The organism is Ochrobactrum sp. PL_is501 (assembly GCF_055816895.1).
Genome location: NZ_JBVPGR010000031.1, coordinates 141996 through 163670, shown reverse-complemented (window position 1 = coordinate 163670; position 21675 = coordinate 141996). Strand labels below are relative to the sequence as shown.

The 21675-nt window shown below is 59.1% G+C and carries 19 protein-coding genes; all 19 read left to right on the top strand.

All coding sequences use genetic code 11. The features are described from left to right. Positions 1-2 precede the first annotated feature (2 nt). Positions 3-443, top strand: coding sequence for a GFA family protein (locus AC0TOF_RS06560; protein WP_122000109.1), 441 nt, complete (start codon positions 3-5; stop codon positions 441-443). After that, positions 436-1626: an NADH-quinone oxidoreductase subunit D gene (locus AC0TOF_RS06555; protein ID WP_122000110.1), complete on the top strand. Its 1191-nt coding sequence runs from the start codon at positions 436-438 to the stop codon at positions 1624-1626. The genes AC0TOF_RS06560 and AC0TOF_RS06555 overlap by 8 nt, the downstream gene beginning before the upstream one ends. Continuing rightward, positions 1626-2765 (top strand): NADH-quinone oxidoreductase subunit E, encoded by a 1140-nt coding sequence (locus AC0TOF_RS06550; RefSeq protein ID WP_473767603.1) that lies wholly within the window; start codon positions 1626-1628, stop codon positions 2763-2765. Before AC0TOF_RS06555 ends, AC0TOF_RS06550 begins: the two co-directional genes overlap by 1 nt. Positions 2766-2806: 41 nt before the next feature. Then, positions 2807-4114 (top strand): NADH-quinone oxidoreductase subunit NuoF, encoded by a 1308-nt coding sequence (nuoF, locus tag AC0TOF_RS06545; protein ID WP_122000112.1) that lies wholly within the window; start codon positions 2807-2809, stop codon positions 4112-4114. 135 nt (positions 4115-4249) lie between these two features. After that, positions 4250-6334: an NADH-quinone oxidoreductase subunit NuoG gene (gene nuoG, locus AC0TOF_RS06540; RefSeq protein ID WP_473767602.1), complete on the top strand. Its 2085-nt coding sequence runs from the start codon at positions 4250-4252 to the stop codon at positions 6332-6334. 19 nt (positions 6335-6353) lie between these two features. After that, positions 6354-7397, top strand: a complete 1044-nt coding sequence (nuoH, locus tag AC0TOF_RS06535; protein ID WP_473767601.1) for an NADH-quinone oxidoreductase subunit NuoH — start codon at positions 6354-6356, stop codon at positions 7395-7397. A 12-nt stretch (positions 7398-7409) separates the two neighbouring features. Next, entirely contained in the window at positions 7410-7901 is a 492-nt protein-coding gene (nuoI, locus tag AC0TOF_RS06530) for an NADH-quinone oxidoreductase subunit NuoI (RefSeq protein ID WP_006466596.1), read from the top strand. Between the two features lie 174 nt (positions 7902-8075). Continuing rightward, entirely contained in the window at positions 8076-8693 is a 618-nt protein-coding gene (locus AC0TOF_RS06525; protein WP_122000115.1) for an NADH-quinone oxidoreductase subunit J, read from the top strand. 10 nt (positions 8694-8703) lie between these two features. Further along, the gene (gene nuoK, locus AC0TOF_RS06520) at positions 8704-9012 is read left to right on the top strand and encodes an NADH-quinone oxidoreductase subunit NuoK (RefSeq protein WP_006466598.1); all 309 of its coding nucleotides are present in this window, start codon (positions 8704-8706) and stop codon (positions 9010-9012) included. Between the two features lie 7 nt (positions 9013-9019). Next, on the top strand, positions 9020-11014 hold the full coding sequence (gene nuoL, locus AC0TOF_RS06515; protein ID WP_122000116.1) for an NADH-quinone oxidoreductase subunit L: 1995 nt from the start codon (positions 9020-9022) through the stop codon (positions 11012-11014). Then, complete coding sequence (locus AC0TOF_RS06510) at positions 11014-12522, top strand: NADH-quinone oxidoreductase subunit M (protein ID WP_122000117.1); 1509 nt, start codon at positions 11014-11016, stop codon at positions 12520-12522. Before nuoL ends, AC0TOF_RS06510 begins: the two co-directional genes overlap by 1 nt. 18 nt (positions 12523-12540) lie before the next feature. Further along, complete coding sequence (nuoN, locus tag AC0TOF_RS06505) at positions 12541-13977, top strand: NADH-quinone oxidoreductase subunit NuoN (RefSeq protein ID WP_122000118.1); 1437 nt, start codon at positions 12541-12543, stop codon at positions 13975-13977. A 24-nt stretch (positions 13978-14001) separates the two neighbouring features. Next, a complete protein-coding gene (locus AC0TOF_RS06500; RefSeq protein ID WP_473767600.1) occupies positions 14002-14799 on the top strand; it encodes a biotin--[acetyl-CoA-carboxylase] ligase in 798 nt (265 codons plus the stop codon). Between the two features lie 91 nt (positions 14800-14890). Continuing rightward, entirely contained in the window at positions 14891-16567 is a 1677-nt protein-coding gene (locus AC0TOF_RS06495; protein ID WP_122000120.1) for a ribonuclease J, read from the top strand. Between the two features lie 31 nt (positions 16568-16598). Beyond that, positions 16599-17003, top strand: a complete 405-nt coding sequence (mce, locus tag AC0TOF_RS06490; protein ID WP_006471802.1) for a methylmalonyl-CoA epimerase — start codon at positions 16599-16601, stop codon at positions 17001-17003. 2 nt (positions 17004-17005) lie between these two features. Continuing rightward, positions 17006-17275 (top strand): DUF1467 family protein, encoded by a 270-nt coding sequence (locus tag AC0TOF_RS06485; protein WP_473767599.1) that lies wholly within the window; start codon positions 17006-17008, stop codon positions 17273-17275. Positions 17276-18075: 800 nt separating this feature from the next. Continuing rightward, a complete protein-coding gene (proS, locus tag AC0TOF_RS06480) occupies positions 18076-19404 on the top strand; it encodes a proline--tRNA ligase (RefSeq protein WP_473767598.1) in 1329 nt (442 codons plus the stop codon). After that, entirely contained in the window at positions 19401-20717 is a 1317-nt protein-coding gene (locus tag AC0TOF_RS06475) for a lipoprotein-releasing ABC transporter permease subunit (protein WP_473767597.1), read from the top strand. The genes proS and AC0TOF_RS06475 overlap by 4 nt, the downstream gene beginning before the upstream one ends. Next, positions 20717-21400, top strand: a complete 684-nt coding sequence (locus AC0TOF_RS06470) for an ABC transporter ATP-binding protein (RefSeq protein WP_006466608.1) — start codon at positions 20717-20719, stop codon at positions 21398-21400. Before AC0TOF_RS06475 ends, AC0TOF_RS06470 begins: the two co-directional genes overlap by 1 nt. Positions 21401-21675: the final 275 nt, after the last annotated feature.

Genomic DNA, 21675 nt, shown 5'->3' with positions numbered 1-21675 from the left:
TCATGGGCGCAGGCGAGAGATTGAACGGTCAATGTCTTTGCGGCGCGGTGAAATTCACCGCTGCTCCGGCAAAGATGGAAATGGATGTTTGCCATTGCAGCATGTGCCGGCGCTGGTCCGGCGGCACGTTCATGGCTGTGATGTGCGATACGTCGGTCCAGATCGAGAACGAAGCCGCGCTCAGCGTCTATCGTTCCTCGGAATGGGGCGAGCGCCTGTTCTGCTCGACATGCGGTTCGTCGCTGTTCTGGCGCGGCGCGCATGACGGCAAGATGGCCGTTTCCATGCAAGCCTTCGCCGAGCCGGAGCGTTTCCATTTCGCCGAAGAAATCTTCATCGATAACAAGCCTGCGAATTACGATTTTGCCAATGACACCCACCGGATGACCGGCGAGGAGTTCTTGGCGGCTCTTGCAGCCAAACAGGAAGCTGAACATGGCTGAGACTCAGGTCCGCAATTTCAATATCAACTTCGGTCCGCAGCACCCTGCCGCGCACGGCGTGCTGCGTCTGGTGCTTGAGCTCGACGGCGAAGTGGTCGAGCGCGTCGATCCGCATATCGGTCTGTTGCATCGCGGCACCGAAAAGCTGATGGAAGCCAAGACCTATCTTCAGGCTCTGCCTTATCTCGACCGCCTCGATTACGTGGCGCCGATGAATCAGGAACATGCCTATGCGCTCGCCGTCGAACGCCTGCTCGGCATCGACGTGCCGAAGCGCGGCCAGCTCATCCGCGTTCTCTATTCGGAAATCGGCCGTATCCTGAACCACCTGCTGAACGTCACCACGCAGGCCATGGACGTTGGCGCGCTGACGCCGCCGCTCTGGGGCTTCGAGGAGCGCGAAAAGCTGATGGTCTTCTATGAACGCGCCTGCGGCGCGCGCATGCACGCAGCCTATTTCCGTCCGGGCGGCGTCCATCAGGACCTGCCGGATCAGCTCGTTGAAGACATCGGCAAATGGATCGATCCGTTCTTCAAGACGCTCAACAATCTTGACGACCTCATCACGCCGAACCGTATTTTCAAGCAGCGTAACGTCGATATCGGCGTCGTCTCGCTGGAAGACGCATGGGCATGGGGCTTCTCGGGCGTCATGGTGCGCGGTTCGGGCGCTGCATGGGATCTGCGCAAGTCGCAGCCTTATGAGTGCTACAACGAGATGGAATTCGACATTCCGGTCGGCAAGAACGGCGACTGCTATGATCGTTACCTGATCCGCATGGAAGAAATGCGCCAGTCGGCGAAGATAATGCGCCAGTGCGTTGACCTGCTTCTCGGCAAGGAACGCGTCGGTCCGGTTTCCAACGCCGACAACAAGATCGTGCCGCCGAAGCGCGGCGAGATGAAGCGCTCGATGGAAGCGCTCATCCATCACTTCAAGCTTTACACGGAAGGCTACCATGTGCCTGCCGGTGAAGTTTACGCAGCAGTTGAAGCGCCGAAGGGTGAATTTGGCGTCTTCCTCGTATCGGATGGCTCCAACAAGCCTTATCGCTGCAAGCTGCGCGCTCCGGGCTTTGCCCATCTTCAAGCCATGGATTTCCTGTGCCGCGGCCATATGCTGGCCGACGTGTCGGCAATTCTTGGCTCGCTCGATATCGTGTTTGGTGAGGTTGACCGCTGATGTCCGTTCGCCGTCTCGCAGATGATGCCGTCCAGCCAGCCGCTTTCGCGTTCAACGCGGAAAATCAGGCATGGGCGCACAAGACGATCGCAAAATTCCCTGAAGGCCGTCAGCAGTCGGCCGTCATTCCGTTGCTCATGCGCGCGCAGGAGCAGGATGGCTGGGTAACGAAAGCCGCTATTGAACACGTAGCAGGCATGCTCGACATGCCGCTGATCCGCGTTCTGGAAGTGGCAACCTTCTATACGCAGTTCCAGCTGAAGCCGGTTGGCACGCGCGCCCACATTCAGGTTTGCGGCACCACGCCGTGCATGCTGCGCGGTTCGGAAGCGCTGATGGATGTCTGCCGCCACAAGATCAACCACGACCCGTTCGAGCTCAATGCCGACGGTACCCTGTCGTGGGAAGAGGTGGAATGCCAGGGCGCTTGCGCCAATGCGCCGATGGTCATGATCTTCAAGGACGCCTATGAAGACCTGACGCCGGAACGCCTCGCCGAAATCATCGACGCTTTCGAAGCTGGCAAGGGCGATACCGTCAAGCCGGGCCCGCAGGTCGGTCGTGAAACCTCCAATCCGGTCAATGGCCTGACGTCGCTGACGGAAGACCTGGACTACAAGAAGATCGGCCTCGAAACCCGCAAGGCATCGGACGCTGCCGCAGCCAAGGCGAAGGCCGAAGCGGAAGCAAAGGCAAAGGCGGAAGCCGAAGTTGCAGCGGCCACGCCGTCGAATACGGCCAAGCCCGTAACCAATGCGCCTGAAACCGCTCCGGCGCTCAAGTCGCCTTCCGAGGTCAAGGTTTCGAATGCAGCCGAAAAGGCCGCTTCGGTCGAAGCGAAGCAGGAATACAAGCTTGACGACAAGAACCGTCCGGTTGCCATGGAGCGCCCGGAGGCGGTTGACGATCTCAAGCTGATTTCCGGCGTCGGTCCGAAGATCGAGGCGACCCTGCACGAGCTTGGCATCTTCACCTACAAGCAGGTTGCTTCCTGGAAGAAGGCCGAGCGCGAATGGGTCGACGGTTATCTCAGCTTCCACGGTCGTATCGAGCGCGAGGACTGGGTAAAGCAGGCCAAGGCTTTGGCCAAGGGCGGCGTCGAGGAATACATCAAGGTATTCGGAAAGAAGCCGGTATGATGACTTCGATATTGGCAAACACGAACGGAAACAGGTGAGACATGCTGGCTGATAAAGATCGCATCTTCACCAATATTTACGGCTTCAAGGATCGCTCCCTGAAGGGTGCAATGGCGCGCGGCCATTGGGACAACACCAGCGGGCTGATCGAAAAGGGCCGTGACTGGATCATCGAGGAGATGAAGGCGTCGGGCCTGCGTGGCCGTGGCGGTGCTGGCTTCCCGACGGGTCTCAAGTGGTCGTTCATGCCCAAGCAGAGCGACGGTCGTCCGCATTATCTGGTTGTCAACGCCGACGAATCCGAGCCCGGCACCTGCAAGGACCGCGAAATCCTGCGCCACGATCCGCATACGCTGATCGAAGGCTGCGTGATCGCCGGTTGCGCCATGGGCGCACACACCGCCTATATCTACATGCGCGGCGAATTCATGCGCGAGCGTGAAGCCCTCCAGGCGGCAATCGACGAATGCTACGAAGCCGGTCTTCTCGGCAAGGGCAACAAGTGCGGCTGGGATATGGACATTTATGTCACCCACGGCGCTGGCGCTTACATCTGCGGTGAAGAAACCGCGCTGCTCGAAAGCCTTGAAGGCAAGAAGGGCCAGCCGCGCCTCAAGCCTCCATTCCCGGCCAATATGGGCCTGTACGGTTGCCCGACCACCGTCAACAACGTGGAATCGATTGCTGTTGCGCCGACGATCCTGCGTCGTGGCGCGGCATGGTTCTCGTCCATCGGACGCCCGAACAATGTCGGCACCAAGCTGTTCCAGATTTCCGGTCACGTGAACACGCCTTGCGTCATCGAAGAAGGCCTCGGCATTCCGTTCCGCGAGCTGATCGAAAAGCATGGCGGCGGCATTCGCGGCGGCTGGGACAATCTGCTGGCGGTCATTCCCGGCGGCGCGTCGTGCCCGGTCATCAAGGGCGAGGACATGATGGACGCCATCATGGATTTCGACGGCATGCGCGACAAGAAATCGTCGTTCGGCACCGGCGGTCTGATCGTCATGGACAAGTCCACCGACATCATCAAGGCGATTGCCCGTCTGGCAGCGTTCTTCAAGCACGAAAGCTGCGGCCAGTGCACGCCGTGTCGTGAAGGCACCGGCTGGATGTGGCGCGTGATGGAACGCATGGTCAAGGGTAACGCGCAGAAGCGCGAGATCGACATGCTGTTCGACGTGACCAAGCAGATTGAAGGTCACACGATCTGCGCGCTCGGCGACGCGGCTGCATGGCCTATTCAGGGCCTGATCCGCAATTTCCGTCCGGAAATTGAAAAGCGCATTGACGATTATACCCGCAACGCAGTTCAGAGCCGCAATATCCGTCTGGAAGCGGCTGAATAAGTTGTGTGAGCCTGCCCGGCAGGGCATGGCCCCGAAAAGTGCCTGGCGGTTTTCGGAAAAGGCCATGCCAATACAAAGGCAGGCACGAGTTTGAGATCTGGAAAATGCGGCTTAAGCCGCAGGTTTGGATAAACGATGGCAAAGATCAAGGTTGACGGCACAGAGATCGAAGTACCCGATCACTATACGCTCCTTCAGGCTGCCGAAGCCGCGGGCGCCGAAGTGCCGCGTTTCTGTTTCCACGAACGGCTTTCCATCGCCGGAAATTGCCGTATGTGCCTGGTTGAAGTGAAGGGCGGACCGCCGAAGCCGGCGGCATCCTGCGCCATGGGCGTGCGCGATCTGCGTCCCGGCCCGAATGGCGAGGCGCCTGAAATCTTCACCAACACGCCGATGGTCAAGAAGGCCCGCGAAGGCGTGATGGAATTCCTGCTCATCAACCACCCGCTGGATTGCCCGATCTGCGATCAGGGCGGCGAGTGCGATTTGCAGGATCAGGCAATGGCCTTCGGCACCGACGGTTCGCGCTATCGCGAGAACAAGCGTGCGGTCGAAAACAAATATATCGGCCCGCTCGTCAAGACGGTGATGACGCGCTGCATTCACTGCACGCGCTGCGTCCGCTTCACGACGGAAGTTGCAGGCATTTCCGAACTCGGCCTCATTGGCCGCGGTGAAGACGCCGAGATCACCACCTATCTCGAACGCGCCATGACCTCGGAATTGCAGGGCAATGTCATCGATCTTTGCCCGGTCGGCGCACTGACCTCGCGTCCTTACGCTTTCCAGGCGCGTCCGTGGGAGCTGAACAAGACCGAAACCATCGACGTGATGGATGCGGTCGGCTCGAACATCCGCGTCGACACCCGTGGCCGCGAAGTGATGCGCGTCATGCCGCGCGTCAATGAAGCGGTGAACGAAGAGTGGATTTCCGACAAGACCCGCTTCATCTGGGACGGCCTGCGCACCCAGCGCCTCGACCGCCCATATGTCCGCAAGGATGGCCGTCTGGTCGCCGCAAGCTGGCCGGAAGCTTTCGCTGCTATCGCTGCCAAGGTTTCCGCTACCTCCGCCGATAAGATCGGTGCTGTTGCCGGCGATCTGGCTTCGGTTGAAGAAATCTATGCGCTGAAGGGCCTGATGGCTTCGCTCGGCACTGCCAATATCGACAGCCGCCAGGATGGCGCAGCTCTCGATCCGGCTCTGGGCCGCGCAACCTATCTCTTCAACTCGACCATTGAAGGCATTGAAAACGCTGATGCTTTGCTCATCATCGGTTCCAATCCCCGCGTTGAAGCCGCTGTTCTGAACGCACGCATTCGCAAGCGTCAGCGCATGGGCCATTTCCCGGTCGCGCTGATCGGCGAACAGGCTGAACTGCGTTACAACTACGAATATCTGGGTGCTGGCGCCGAGACGCTCGCAGCCGTAGCTTCCGGCAAGAACGCTTTCCGCGACGTGCTGGCCAAGGCTGAGCGTCCGCTGATCATCATCGGTCAGGGCGCGCTCACCGGCGAAAACGGTCGTGCCGTTCTGTCGGCTGCTGCCAAGCTCGCCCAGGACGTCGGCGCGATCAAGGATGAGTGGAACGGCTTCTCCGTTCTGCACACCGCCGCTTCGCGCGTTGGCGCTCTGGACCTCGGCTTCGTGCCGGGTGAGGGCGGCAAGGCCGCAGGCGACATGCTGGGCAATCTCGATGTTGTGTTCCTGCTCGGCGCAGACGAACTCGACATGACGAAGAAGGGCTCGAGCTTCGTCGTTTACATCGGCACGCATGGCGATGCCGGTGCGCACGCCGCCGATGTTATCCTGCCGGGCGCAGCCTATACGGAAAAGTCGGGCACCTGGCTCAACACCGAAGGTCGCGTGCAGCTTGGCAACCGCGCCGGTTTCGCACCGGGCGAGGCAAAGGAAGACTGGGCGATTTTGCGCGCTCTTTCCGACAGCCTTGGCAAGCGCCTGCCATTCGACAGCCTGCAGCAGCTTCGCGCCAAGCTTTATGCGGACTATCCGCATATGGCGGCCATCGACACCATCACGCCTGCTTCCGCCGACGATCTCGTCGCGCTGGCGGCGAAAGCATCCAATCCAGGCAACGGCGCTGCGTTCGTTTCCCCGGTCAAGGACTTCTACCTGACGAACCCAATCGCGCGCGCTTCCGCCGTCATGGCCGAATGCTCGGCGCTCGCGGCCGGCGGCTTCCAACAGGCAGCTGAGTAAGCGAGAGAGAGACGGAACAATGGAAGGAATTTTTGCAGCTTACGTCTTGCCCGCGCTTATCATAGCGCTGAAGTCGGTCGTTCTGCTCGTCGTATTGCTGATCGTCGTCGCTTACCTGCTTTACGCGGATCGCAAGATCTGGGCAGCGGTACAGCTTCGTCGCGGCCCGAACGTTGTCGGTCCTTGGGGTCTGTTCCAGGCCTTCGCCGACTTGTTGAAGTTCGTCTTCAAGGAACCGATCATCCCGTCTGGCGCAAACAAGGGTGTCTTCCTCCTTGCGCCTTTCGTTTCCGCCGTTCTGGCAATGGCGACCTGGGCGGTCATTCCGGTCAATGAAGGCTGGGCGGTTGCCAATATCAATGTCGGCATGCTCTATATCTTCGCCATTTCTTCGCTCGAAGTTTACGGCGTGATCATGGGCGGCTGGGCGTCGAACTCGAAATATCCGTTCCTCGGCGCGCTGCGTTCTGCCGCGCAGATGGTGTCTTACGAAGTCTCCATCGGCTTTGTGATCGTGACGGTGCTTCTGACGGCCGGTTCGCTGAACCTGACCGATATCGTTCTGTCGCAGAACACCGGCCTTGGCACGATGCTTGGCCTGCCGGGTTCGTTCCTCGACTGGAACTGGCTCTGCCTGTTCCCGATGTTCGTGATCTTCTTCATCTCGGCTCTGGCTGAAACCAACCGTCCGCCATTCGACCTTGTTGAAGCGGAATCGGAACTCGTGGCCGGTCACATGATCGAATATTCGTCCACGCCGTTCCTTCTGTTCTTCCTCGGCGAATATGTGGCGATCACGCTGATGTGCGCCCTGATGACGATCCTGTTCCTTGGCGGCTGGCTGCCTCCGGTGGATATCGCGGTCCTCAACTGGGTTCCGGGCATCATCTGGTTCATGCTGAAGCTCTGCTTCTGCTTCTTCCTCTTCGCAATGGTGAAGGCTTTCGTTCCGCGTTATCGCTACGACCAGCTGATGCGCCTTGGCTGGAAAGTGTTCCTGCCGATCTCGCTCTTCATGGTTGTCGCAACCGCGACCTTCCTCAAAGTCTTCGGTCTGGCGTAAGGAGTAAAACTCATGGCTTCATTCGCTCAAGCGGCCAAATCGCTCCTGCTCAAGGAATTCGTCGGCGCGTTCTTTCTCTCCATGCGCCAGTTCTTCGCGCCCAAGGCGACGTTGAACTACCCGCATGAAAAAGGCCCTGTTTCCCCGCGTTTTCGCGGTGAACATGCGCTGCGCCGTTATCCCAACGGCGAAGAACGCTGCATCGCCTGCAAGCTTTGCGAAGCGATCTGCCCGGCGCAGGCCATCACCATCGAGGCCGGTCCGCGCCGCAACGACGGCACCCGCCGCACGGTGCGTTACGACATCGACATGGTGAAGTGCATCTATTGCGGTTTCTGCCAGGAAGCATGTCCGGTGGATGCCATCGTGGAAGGTCCGAATTTCGAATTCGCGACCGAAACCCGCGAAGAACTCTACTATGACAAGGAAAAGCTCCTTGCCAATGGCGACCGCTGGGAACGCGAAATCGCGCGCAATATCGCGATGGATGCGCCTTATCGCTGATTGGTTTGGAGCATTTCCGGCAAAAGCGCGAAGCGGTTTTGCTTGGGACAATGCGATAAAGGGTTTAGGCATCGGTTTTTGGAAATCTTTTGAAAACCGATGCTTGAACATGATTTTGAATAAAGCGGGCGAAGCAATAGGGCTTTGCTCACGGAAAGGTGTTGGGGGAACCCCATGCTGACAGGTATTGCGGCAGCGTTTTTCTATCTGTTCGCCTTCATCATGATCGCATCCGCGTTCATGGTGATCGCGGCACGCAACCCCGTGCATTCGGTGCTGTTTCTGATCCTCACATTCTTCAACGCGGCGGCGCTGTTCCTGCTGACGGGGGCCGAGTTCCTCGCCATGATCCTGCTCGTCGTTTATGTCGGTGCTGTGGCGGTTCTCTTCCTCTTCGTCGTCATGATGCTGGATGTGGATTTCTCCGAACTGAAGCGCGGCGCGCTGCAATATGCGCCGGTCGGCGCTCTGGTCGGGCTGATCCTGCTGGGCGAGCTGATCTTCGTGTTCGCAAGCCGCATGTTCACGCCGAAGCTGGGGCAGGGCGCTGTGCCGATCCCGAATGTAGCCGAGCGGACCAACACCGCTGCTCTGGGCGACATTCTCTACACCGACTTCGTTTTCTACTTCCAGGTTGCTGGTCTCGTCCTTCTGGTCGCGATGATCGGCGCCATCGTTCTGACGCTGCGGCACAAGCCGAATGTCAAGCGCCAGTCCATTCCGACCCAGGTTGCTCGCACGCCCGAAACGGCGATCGAGATCAAGAAGGTCGAAACGGGCAAAGGCATCTGAGGATAAGCATATGGAAATCGGTATCGCCCACTATCTGACCGTTTCGGCCATCCTGTTCACGCTTGGCGTCTTCGGCATCTTCCTGAACCGCAAGAACGTCATCGTCATCCTGATGTCGATCGAACTGATCCTTCTTTCGGTCAATCTCAACTTCGTGGCGTTCTCCAGCCAGCTCGGCGACATGGTCGGGCAGGTCTTCGCCCTTTTCGTTCTGACCGTCGCGGCTGCTGAGGCGGCCATCGGTCTGGCAATTCTCGTTGTTTTCTTCCGTAATCGCGGCTCCATCGCGGTGGAAGACGTCAATGTTATGAAAGGTTGACGGGCAAATGCTCTACTACGCGATCGTCTTCCTTCCGCTTCTCGGCTTCCTGATTGCCGGTCTCTTCGGCAATCAGATCGGGGCCAAGGCGAGCGAATACATCACTTCCGGTTTCATGGTCATCGTCGCGATCCTGTCATGGGTCGTGTTCTTCCAGATACCGCTCGGCCACGACGCGGAAACCGTCCGCATCCCGGTCCTGCACTGGGTAAGCTCGGGCGCGCTTTCGTTCGATTGGGCGTTGCGCATCGATACGCTCACCGGCGTCATGCTGGTGGTGGTGAACTCGGTGTCGGCTCTCGTGCATATCTACTCCATTGGATATATGCACCACGATCCGCATCGTCCGCGCTTCTTCGCCTATCTGTCGCTCTTCACCTTCGCCATGCTCATGCTGGTCACGTCGGACAATCTGGTCCAGATGTTCTTCGGCTGGGAAGGCGTGGGTCTGGCTTCGTACCTCCTGATCGGTTTCTGGTTCCAGAAGCCTTCGGCCAATGCTGCCGCCATGAAGGCCTTCGTTGTTAACCGCGTTGGTGACTTCGGCTTCCTGCTTGGCATCTTCGGCGTGTTCGCGCTGTTCCAGTCGGTCGACTACAACACGATCTTCGCAGCAGCCGCCAACTATCTGCCGGCTGAAGGCGCTGCCGATGCCAACCAGGTCGTTCTGAACTTCCTCGGCTATCAGCTCGACAAGCAGGGTGCGATCACGATCACCTGCCTGCTGCTCTTCATGGGCGCGATGGGCAAGTCGGCGCAGTTCCTGCTGCACACCTGGCTGCCGGACGCCATGGAAGGCCCGACCCCGGTTTCGGCTCTCATTCACGCCGCTACCATGGTTACCGCGGGCGTGTTCATGGTCGCCCGCATGTCGCCGATCTTCGAACTGTCGCAGACGGCACTTCTGGTCGTGACCATCATCGGCGCGACGACCGCCTTCTTCGCGGCAACGGTCGCCCTCGTGCAGAACGACATCAAGCGCGTCATCGCCTATTCGACCTGTTCGCAGCTCGGCTACATGTTTGCGGCACTTGGCGTCGGCGCTTATGGCGCGGCTGTGTTCCACCTGTTCACGCACGCTTTCTTCAAGGCGCTTCTGTTCCTTTGCGCCGGTTCGGTCATCCATGCCGTATCGGAAGAGCAGGACATGCGCCGCATGGGCGGCCTGCGCAAGCTGATCCCGATCACCTACTGGATGATGGTCATCGGTACGGTCGCCATTACCGGCCTCGGCATTCCGGGCACGGTTATCGGCACCGCCGGTTTCTTCTCCAAGGATGCGATCATCGAATCCGTCTTCGCTTCGCACAGTGCTGCCAGCGGCTACGCTTCGACGCTTCTCATCATCGCCGCGCTCTTCACGAGCTTCTATTCATGGCGCCTGATTTTCATGACCTTCCACGGCAAGCCGCGCGCTTCGGCGGAAGTCATGCATCACGTCCATGAATCGCCTGCCGTCATGTTCGTTCCGCTGCTGATCCTCGGCGTCGGCGCGCTCTTTGCCGGTGTGCTGTTCAAGGAACTCTTCTTCGGCCACGAATATGCCGAGTTCTGGAAGGGCGCGCTGTTCACCTCGGCTGCCAACCAGATCCTTGAGGAATATCACCATGTTCCTCTGTGGGTTAAGCTGTCGCCGTTCATCTCGATGGTTCTTGGCTTCATCGTCGCCTGGATCTTCTACATCCGTTCGCCGGAAACGCCGAAGGAGCTGGCCGCCCGTCATCGTGGTCTCTACCAGTTCCTCCTCAACAAGTGGTACTTCGACGAGCTGTACGATTTCCTCTTCGTGCGTCCGGCTCGCTGGCTTGGCCGCGTGTTCTGGAAGGGTGGCGACGGCTGGCTTATTGACGGCTTCGGCCCGGATGGCGTCTCGGCCCGTGTGCTCGACGTTACCAACCGCGTCGTCAAGATGCAGTCCGGATACCTTTATCACTACGCATTCGCGATGCTGATCGGCGTCGCCGCGCTCGTCACTTGGATGATGCTCGGGAGCTCTTTCTGATGACCGACTGGCCAATTCTCTCAACGGTCACGTTTCTGCCGCTCGTCGGCGCGTTACTGATCCTTCTGATCAAGGACGACAGCGAGGCTTCGCGTCGCAATATCCGCAACGTCGCGCTGCTGACGACGATATTCGTCTTCATCCTGTCGCTCGTCGTCTGGGCGGGGTTCGATAATTCGAACGCTGGCTTCCAGATGGTCGAGCAGGTCGACTGGATGGGCGGCGGCATCAGCTACCACATGGGCGTGGACGGTATTTCCGTCCTGTTCGTGGTGCTGTCGGCTTTCCTCATGCCCTTCTGCATTCTGGCAAGCTGGGTGTCGGTGGAAAAGCGCGTCAAGGAATACATGATCGCGTTCCTCATTCTGGAAACGCTGATGATCGGCGTGTTCTGCGCGCTCGACCTGTTCCTGTTCTACGTGTTCTTCGAAGCAAGCCTTATCCCGATGTTCATCATCATCGGCGTGTGGGGCGGCAAGCGTCGCGTCTATGCAAGCCTGAAGTTCTTCCTCTACACGCTTCTGGGCTCGGTGCTGATGCTCATCGCCATCATGGCCATGTACTGGCAGGCTGGCACGATGAACATCGTCGAGCTTTTGAAGTACGACTTCCCGGCCGGTATGCAGACATGGCTATGGCTTGCCTTCTTCGCGTCCTTCGCGGTGAAGATGCCGATGTGGCCGGTCCACACCTGGTTGCCGGATGCGCACGTTGAAGCACCGACGGCAGGCTCGGTCATTCTGGCCGGTATCCTCCTGAAGCTCGGCGGCTATGGTTTCATCCGCTTCTCGCTGCCGATGTTCCCGCTGGCTTCCGCTGATTTCGCGCCGTTCATCTTCGCGCTGTCGGTCATCGCCATCATCTACACCTCGCTCGTCGCGATGGTGCAGGAAGATATGAAGAAGCTGATCGCCTATTCGTCGGTTGCGCACATGGCCTATGTGACCATGGGTATTTTCGCAGCCAATGAGCAGGGTATCCAGGGCGCCATCTTCCAGATGCTGTCGCACGGTATCGTGTCGGGCGCGCTCTTCCTCTGCGTCGGCGTGATCTATGACCGCATGCATACCCGTGAAATCGCGGCCTTCGGCGGTCTGGTGAACAACATGCCGAAATATGCGGTGGCCTTCCTCATCTTCACGATGGCGAATGTCGGCCTGCCGGGTACTTCGGGCTTCATCGGCGAGTTCCTGACGCTGTTCGGCGTGTTCCGGGTCAATACCTGGGTGGCGCTGTTCGCAACCACGGGCGTCATCCTCTCGGCGGCCTATGCGCTCTGGCTCTATCGTCAGGTGATCTTCGGCGCGCTGACCAAGGAAAGCCTGAAGGCGCTCCTCGACCTCAGCCCGCGTGAGAAGCTCATTCTCTATCCGCTTGTGGCGCTTACCATCTTCTTCGGCGTCTATCCGACCCCGGTCTTCGATGTGACCGCCGGTGCCGTGAACGCCCTGGTCCAACATTACGACGCAGCACTCGCGAGCACCGCGAGCGCCGTGCCGGCACAGTAAGAAATAAAGGCGTAGGTCATGCAGACTGATCTGATAGCTCATCTGACCCTTGCAGCACCGGAGGTTCTCCTTGCTGTGGGCGCCTTGGCACTGCTCATGATTGGCGTGTTCTCCGGCGAACGGGCGACGACGCTCGTCAACGGATTATCCGTCGCGGTGCTTATTGCGGCGCTGGCACTGGTCATCCTTTTCCCGACGAACGGCGCCGCATTCGGCGGAGCCATCGTCAATGACGGTTTCAGCCGCTTCATGAAAGTGCTGACGCTGATCGGCTCCATCGTGACGCTGATCATGTCGGTCGGTTTCGCCAAGGCGGAAAAGTTCGACAAGTTCGAATTCCCGGTCCTGATCGTGATTTCCACGCTCGGCATGCTGCTGATGGTTTCGGCCTCCAACATGCTGTCGCTCTATCTCGGCCTCGAACTGCAATCGCTGGCGCTCTACGTTCTGGCAGCGTTCAACCGCGATAGCGTCCGCTCGACGGAAGCCGGCCTGAAATATTTCGTCCTTGGCTCGCTGTCCTCGGGCATGCTGCTTTACGGCATTTCGCTCGTCTATGGTTACACCGGACATATCGGCTTTGCCGAAATCGCGCAGGCCGTCTCCGGCGGCCAGCGTGAACTCGGCCTCGTCTTCGGTCTGGTCTTCATCCTGGCCGGTCTGGCATTCAAGATTTCCGCCGTTCCGTTCCACATGTGGACGCCGGACGTCTATGAAGGCGCGCCGACCCCGGTAACGGCATTCTTCGCCGCCGCTCCGAAGATGGCCGCCATGGCGCTCATCATCCGCGTCGTCTCGGAAGCCTTTGCCCCGGTCACCCATGACTGGCAGCAGGTCGTGATCTTCATCGCGCTCGCCTCGATGATCCTCGGTGCCTTTGCCGCTATCGGCCAGCGCAACATCAAGCGCCTGATGGCTTATTCTTCGATCAGCCATATGGGCTATGCGCTCGTTGGTCTGGCCGCCGGAACGGTGATCGGCGTGAAGGGCGTGATGATCTACATGGCGATCTACCTTGCCATGACGCTCGGCACCTTCGCGTTCATCCTCGCAATGCGCACCAAGGATGGCAATGTCGAGAACATCGACGATCTGGCCGGTCTGTCCCGCACCAATCCGGTGCTGGCAACGATCATGACCATCTTCCTGTTCTCGCTCGCTGGCATCCCGCCGCTCGCTGGCTTCTTCGGCAAGTGGTACACCTTCCTTGCCGCTGTGCAGGCTGGTCTCCTGCCGCTCGCCATCATCGGTATCGTGGCTTCGGTCGTGGGTGCGTTCTACTACCTACGCATGATCAAAATCATGTGGTTCGATGAGCCGACGGGCGGTTTCGTGCCGGTTGCGGGCGAGCTTCGCCTCGTCCTCGGCGTAACGGGTGCCTTCGTGCTGTTCTACGTCTTCATTGCTGGCCCGATCGGCGGTTTTGCCGAAGCCGCAGCCAAGACGTTCTTCTGACCAATGCATGAGGCGGAAGCATAGATGAGTTTTACGCTTTCGCCTGTTGCGAAAAATGAGGGCTACCGTCTCGAAAGCTTCGAGACGGTAGGTTCCACCAATGCGGTTGCTCTGGAACGGGCAGCCGCGGGTGATCCGGGCAAGCTTTGGCTCGTTTCGAAGAGGCAGGAAAGCGGTCGCGGAAGAAGGGGCCGTGCCTGGTCCACGCCGGAAGGTAATCTTGCCTCCACGCTTCTCCTTGTCGAATCCTATGAAATGAAGACGGCGGCAACGCTCGGGTTTGTCGCGGGCCTGTCGCTCGCCGATGCGCTTGACGCGGTATTTTCCGCAACCGGGCCCGCCGTGCCGCCGACGATCGGCCTCAAATGGCCGAATGACGTTCTGGTCAACGGCGCCAAACTGTCGGGCATCCTGCTCGAATCCTCCATTCTGGCGACAAACCTGTTCGCCGTTGCCATCGGGATCGGGACCAATGTGGTCGCGTTTCCGGATGACTTGCCTTATCCGGCAACCTCCCTGCGTGCGCTTGGCAGCAAATGCGATGCGGAGACCTTGTTCGCAGCCCTGTCGGATGCATGGTCCGTCAATTATCGCGTCTGGAACGAGGGGCGCGGCCTTGATGATATTCGCAAGCGCTGGCTGCAGCGCGCCCATGGCCTTGGCCAGGATGTCACCATGCAGGTTGAAGGGCGCATCATCGAGGGGCGTTTTGATACGATCGACGAGGCATGCCGTTTTGTTATTCGCGAAGATGATGGCTCGCGGGTTGCGGTAACGGCTGGCGATGTCTATTTCGGGACTGCTGCTACAATACGCAAATAATTGCTTTGTTTTGTCTTGCCAGGGTTGCAACAGGACAACTTTAGGTCCAGTTGATGCGGCAAGACCGCTCGATAGTCATAGAGGAAATTTCATGGCCCGATCCAATACTACGGAACTCGTCTTTCTGCCGCTTGGCGGCGTGGGCGAAATCGGCATGAATTTGGCCATGTACGGCTTCGGCCCCGCGGATAATCGCGAGTGGCTGGTCGTGGATATGGGGGTCAGCTTCGCCGGGCCGGAACAGCCGGGCGCCGATCTCATCCTTCCGGATATCCGCTATCTCGAAGCTGAAAAGCACAATCTGCGCGGCATCGTCATCACCCATGCGCATGAAGACCATTTTGGCGCGCTGCTCGATCTGTGGCCGCGCCTCAAGGTTCCGGTCTATGCGACGCCGTTTACGGCTGGCCTGCTGGAAGCCAAGCGCCAGTCCGAATTTGGCGCGCCTGATATTCCGATCACGATCTACAAGGCTGGCGAAAAGTTTGAAGTCGGGCCTTTCAAGGTCGAAGCGGTTGCCGTCACGCACTCGATCCCAGAGCCGGTCTCTCTCGCCATTACGACGCCGCTCGGTACGGTCGTGCACACGGGCGACTGGAAGATGGACCCAGAACCGTCGCTGGGGCCGGTTATCGATGAGGCGCGTTTCCGCGCCATTGGCGATGCGGGCGTGCTGGCGCTGATCTGCGATTCCACCAATGCGCTGCGCGAAGGGGAATCGCCTTCGGAGCGTCAGGTGGGTGATAGCCTGCGTGAACTGATTGAAAATGCGCGTGGCCGTGTCGCGATTACGACCTTCTCTTCCAATGTCGGTCGTATCCGCTCGATTACCGAGGCGGCGCGTGACGCTGGCCGTCAGGTGCTGGTGGTCGGGCGTTCGATGAAGCGCGCCATCTCCGTTGCGACCGAGCTTGGCTATATGGAAGGCCTGCCGGAATATCTCAGCGAAGAGGATTACGGCTATATTCCGCGCGAAAACGTGGTGATGATCCTGACCGGCAGCCAGGGCGAGCCGCGAGCCGCACTTGCCAAGCTGGCGCGTGATGAAATGCGCAGCCTTGCTCTTACGGCAGGCGACACGGTCATCTACTCGTCGCGTGCCATTCCGGGCAACGAGAAGGCCATTCTCGACATCAAGAACCGCCTGATCGATCGCGGCATCAAGATCATCGGCGATGAGGATGCACTGGTTCATGTGTCCGGCCATCCGCGCCGCAGCGAATTGCGCCGCATGTATTCGTGGGTTCGCCCGCAGATTCTGGTGCCGGTGCATGGCGAGGCCGCTCACCTAGTTGCGCAGGGATCGCTTGGCGCCATGGAAGGCATCGAGCAGGTCGCGCAGGTGCGTGACGGCGACATGCTGCGTCTGGCGCCCGGCAAGGCCGAAATCATCGATGAAGCGCCGGTAGGCCGCATCTACAAGGACGGCAAGCTGATCGGCGACGAGGAAGAAATCGGCATGGTCGAGCGCCGCAAGCTCGCCTATGTCGGCCACGTGGCCGTTTCGGTGCTGCTGGACCGTGAACACAAGATCATCGATGAGCCTGACCTCGTGACTTTCGGCGTGCCGGAAGAAAACGCCGTGGGCGACCTGATGGAAGACATTCTGCTGGATGCGGCCATTGAGGCAATCGACAGCATTCCGCGCGTTCGCCGCAAGGATATCGAGCTGGTGCGTGAGTCCGTGCGCCGTGCCGTTCGCGCTGCGGCAAATGACGCATGGGGCAAAAAGCCGGTGGTGACCGTATTCGTGAATAGGATACGCTGAGCCGCAACGGATAACAGCAAGGGAGGTGCTGATGCTCGAACGCTTGAACCATGTGGCGATTGCCGTTCCGGATATTGATGCCGCAGCCGCGCTTTATCGCGGCAAGCTCGGTGCCAAGGTTACCGAGCCGCAGGCGCTGCCTGAACATGGCGTGACCGTGGTTTTCATCGACGTCGGCAACACCAAGATCGAATTGCTGGAGCCGTTGGGCGAGGGGTCGCCCATCGCGGCCTTTCTGGAAAAGAACCCGTCCGGCGGCATGCATCATCTGTGCTACGAGGTTGCCGACATCATCGCCGCGCGCGACAGGCTCAAGGCGGAGGGCGCGCGCATCCTCGGTGACGGAGAACCGAAGACCGGCGCGCACGGCAAGCCGGTCCTGTTCCTTCATCCCAAGGATTTCAATGGTACGCTGATCGAGCTTGAAGAGGTGTAATCATGTCTCTGATTTCTGGCATCGCGATCTACTTCATCATCTGGTGGACAACGCTTTTTGCGCTGCTGCCGGTTGGCTTGCGCACGCAGGCTGAAGAAAATGAAGTGACTTTGGGGACGGTGGCAAGCGCTCCCGCCAAGCCACGCATCGGACGCGCCTTCCTGCGGACGACGGCGGTCGCAACGCTCATTTTCGGGCTCTATTATTATCTGACGCAGGTCAGCGGTTTCGGCCTCGACGATATCCCGCATTTCTTCCCCGACCTGACGTGACCTGACCCGCTATCGCGACACGCATTTGGAGGCTGCTTAAAAATTAGGCAGCCTTTTTTTTGTATAAAGAAAGATGGAACGCTCTACCAAAAGTTGTATCCAATAGGGGGCATAGAGCGTAACCTATTGAATCTGCGGCAGGCTGCAACCTGCCGTCATTTGTGACGGGGAGGCAGTTTTCCAAGGAGTTTTGGGTGAATAAATCGATTTATACTTAAGTGAAATTTAATACTTGGATGCGCAGAGGGCGCTGCGATAAATCCCACAAAATCAATGTGTTATTCGCGCATAAAAAACAGCGGAACTGCGGAGAGGAGGGCCATTCTGCAAGTGCAAAAAAAAAGCAAGGCTTTCGCCTTGCTAATCAAATACGCGTTCGATCCGTTTCCATTTGACTGGCGGCTGCGAAAGTCGCGCCTGGATCCATCCTCCCAAGACTTTGACCGCGTGAAACCAACGGTTTTATTCCGTTGTTGCTCTTATGCTGAAAAAAATAGCGAACTGCACAGCTTTTGTCACGAAAAATCTTCTATGGCGTCATAATTCTTTCGCAAATTTTCGCGAAGGACCGTGATATATCTGTAATATATTGAATTTGAATGTGAATCTGGATGCCCTGTTTCGCGCGGACCGTTCATTCGGCAGGCGATCATGGCTGTGGATGGGGAAATCCGCTGCCGCGAAAGCTTTTCCAGGCGGGTTTCCAACCGATCTAGAACCCGGTAAGAAACCGACGAATATGCTTAATTTTTGCCTGATTCTTGAAGCATTCAGGCAGTCCCTCTTGATTGGTGGTTACGATGCGTCTGTCGCGGTATTTTTTGCCTATTCTGAAGGAAAACCCCAAGGAGGCGGAAATCGTCTCCCACAGGCTGATGCTGCGTTCGGGCATGATCCGTCAACAGTCGGCCGGCATTTATGCCTGGCTGCCGATCGGCCTGAAGGTGCTGAACAAGGTCTGCGACATCATTCGTGAAGAGCAGAACCGCGCCGGCGCCAATGAAATCCTGATGCCGACCATCCAGTCCGCCGACCTGTGGCGCGAAAGCGGCCGCTATGACGCCTATGGCAAGGAAATGCTGCGCATCCAGGACCGCCAGGAGCGCGAAATGCTCTTCGGCCCGACCAACGAGGAAATGGTCACCGACATTTTCCGCTCCTATGTGCGCTCCTACAAGGACCTGCCGCTCAATCTCTACCACATCCAGTGGAAGTTCCGCGACGAAGTGCGCCCGCGTTTCGGCGTCATGCGCTCGCGCGAATTTCTGATGAAGGACGCCTATTCGTTCGACCTCGATTATGAGGGCGCGAAGATGGCTTACTACCGCATGTTCGTGTCTTACCTGCGCACCTTTGCCCGCGTCGGCTTGCAGGCGATCCCGATGCGCGCCGATACCGGCCCGATTGGCGGCGATCTTTCCCACGAATTCATCATTCTAGCGGAAACCGGCGAAAGCCAGGTTTTCTGCGACAAGGCCTATCTCGATCTGGCCGTGCCGGGCGCGGACACCGATTTCCGCAACGATGCGCAGCTGACCGAGATCGTCCAGCGCTGGACGACGCCTTACGCGGCGACAGACGAAATGCACGACGAGGCCGACTGGGCCAAGGTGAAGCCTGAAAATCAGGTTTCCGCGCGCGGCATCGAAGTCGGCCACATCTTCCATTTCGGCACCAAATATTCCGAACCGATGGGCGCGAAAGTGCAGGGCCCGGACGGCAAGGAACATCTGGTTTCCATGGGTTCCTACGGCATCGGCCCGTCGCGCCTTGTCGCGGCCGCCATCGAAGCCTTCCACGACGATGCAGGCATTATCTGGCCGAAGGCCATCGCGCCGTTCGGTGCCGGTATCGTCAACATGAAGCCGGGCGATGAAGGTTGCGACGCCGTGAGCGAAAAGCTCTACGAGGCGCTGACCAATGCAGGCGTCGATCCGCTGCTCGACGACACGGATGACCGTCCGGGCGCGAAGTTCGCCACGATGGACCTGATCGGCCTGCCGACGCAGGTGATCGTCGGCCCGCGCGGCGTTGCCGCCGGTGAAGTCGAAATCAAGGATCGCAAGACCGGCGAACGCCAGAACCTGAGCGTTGAAGCCGCAATCAATCTCTTGACGGCAGAAGCATGAGCAACGCGGCGGCAGCAACATCCGGGGACAAGGCAAAGGTAGCCCAAAAGGCTCCGAAGTCAGGTCCATTCTCGGCCTTTGAGCGGATGATCGCCTGGCGATATCTGCGTGCGCGCCGCCGCGAGACTTTCATCTCGGTCATTGCCGGGTTTTCCTTCACCGGCATCATGCTGGGTGTGGCGACCCTCATCATCGTCATGGCGGTGATGAACGGCTTCCGCGCCGAGCTTCTTTCGCGCATTCTCGGCATCAACGGCCATCTCATCATGCAGCCGATTGACCGTCCGCTGGACGATTATGCCGATCTCATCAAGCGGATCGACGGCATTTCCGGCATCAAGTTCGCCATTCCCGTGGTGGAAGGGCAAGCGCTTGTGCAGGGCAATATCGGCGCTGGCAACGGCGCGCTGATCCGGGGCTTGCGTGAGGAAGATCTCGAAAAGCTCAAGCTCGTTTCCAGCAATATTCGCCAGGGCACGCTCCAGGGCTTCGATCAGGCGGGCGGCGTCGCCATCGGCACCCGCATGGCCGAAAATCTCGGCCTTTCCATCGGCGATACGCTGCGCGTGATCTCGCCCGATGGCGATGTGACCCCCTTCGGCGTCAATCCGCGCGTGAAGGCCTATCCGATTGTCGCCATCTTCGAGATCGGCATGTCGGAATATGACGCGTCGATTGTCATGATGCCGCTTTCCGAGGCGCAGCTTTTCTTCAATCAGGAAGGCAAGGTGCAATCGCTTGAAATCTTTGTCGATAATCCCGACAAGGTGGATGCGATGCGCGCGCCTGTGGAAGAGGCGGCAGGACGCCAGCTCTCGCTCGTCGACTGGCGCCAGCGCAACCAGACTTTCTTCTCGGCGCTGGAAGTCGAGCGCAATGTCATGTTCATGATCCTGACGCTGATCGTGCTCGTGGCGGCGCTCAACATCATTTCCGGCCTCATCATGCTGGTGAAGGACAAGGGGCATGATATTGCGATCCTGCGCACCATGGGGGCAACCCGCGGCGCGGTGATGCGCATATTCCTGATGACGGGTGCTGCCATCGGCGTCACCGGCACTGTGGCCGGTGTGGTTCTGGGCGTCGTCGTGTGCCTCAATGTCGAGCGTATCCGCGAGTTTTTCTCGTGGCTCTCTGGCACCACGCTTTTCAATCCGGAACTTTATTTCCTGAGCCAACTGCCTGCGAAAATGGACCCGGGCGAGACGATTTCCGTCATCGTCATGGCTCTGGTGCTTTCGTTCATCGCCACCATTTTCCCGGCCTGGCGCGCTGCCAAGCTCGATCCGGTCGAAGCATTGAGGTATGAATAATGGCGGCTGAAATCATCATGCGGCTGCAACGGGTCGGCCGCGCCTATAAGGAAGCCGACCGTGAACTGGTGATCCTTAAGGATGCCGATTTCACGCTTCGTCGCGGTGAGATGGTTGCGCTTGTCGCGCCATCGGGCGCAGGCAAGTCAACCTTGCTGCACACCGCTGGCCTTCTGGAACGTCCCGATGAGGGAGAGGTTTTCCTTGACGGGCGCTCCTGCAGCAAGCTTTCCGACGATGAGCGGACAGCGGTGCGCCGCAACGACATCGGCTTCGTCTATCAGTTCCATCACCTCCTGCCGGAATTTTCCGCGCTGGAAAACGTGATGATGCCGCAAATGATCCGCGGATTGTCGAAGAAGCAGGCAGCGGAGCGCGCACAGCAGCTTCTTGAATATATGAAGATCGGCAAGCGTGCCTCGCATCGCCCGTCCGAACTTTCCGGCGGCGAGCAGCAGCGTGTTGCCATTGCCCGCGCCGTCGCCAATGCGCCGCTCGTCCTTCTGGCGGACGAGCCGACCGGCAACCTCGACCCGACGACATCCTCTTATGTCTTCGGCGCCCTGGAAGCGCTCGTGCGCCAGTCGGGGCTTGCTGCCCTCATCGCCACCCACAATCACGAACTGGCTGGCCGCATGGACCGGCGCGTGACGCTGAAGGACGGCAAGGTCGTCGACCTGTAAAACTTCCATACTACATAGCACCTCATCCTGAGGAGCTGCCGCAGGCGGCGTCTCGAAGGCGAGGTGCGGTTCCGCTATCAGCGTGTTCCGGCCTGATCGACGCTCTGGCCATTTGCTCTGGCCATTTGATCTGGCCAGTTGCTTTGGGTTGAATGTACTCAGGGCAGATGCGGTTCGCTGAATTGCATTTCTATGTGGGGCATCGCGTTTTGCCAGAGCGCGGCCCAGCACCTCATCCTGAGGAGCCGCCGCAGGCGGCGTCTCGAAGGGCGAGG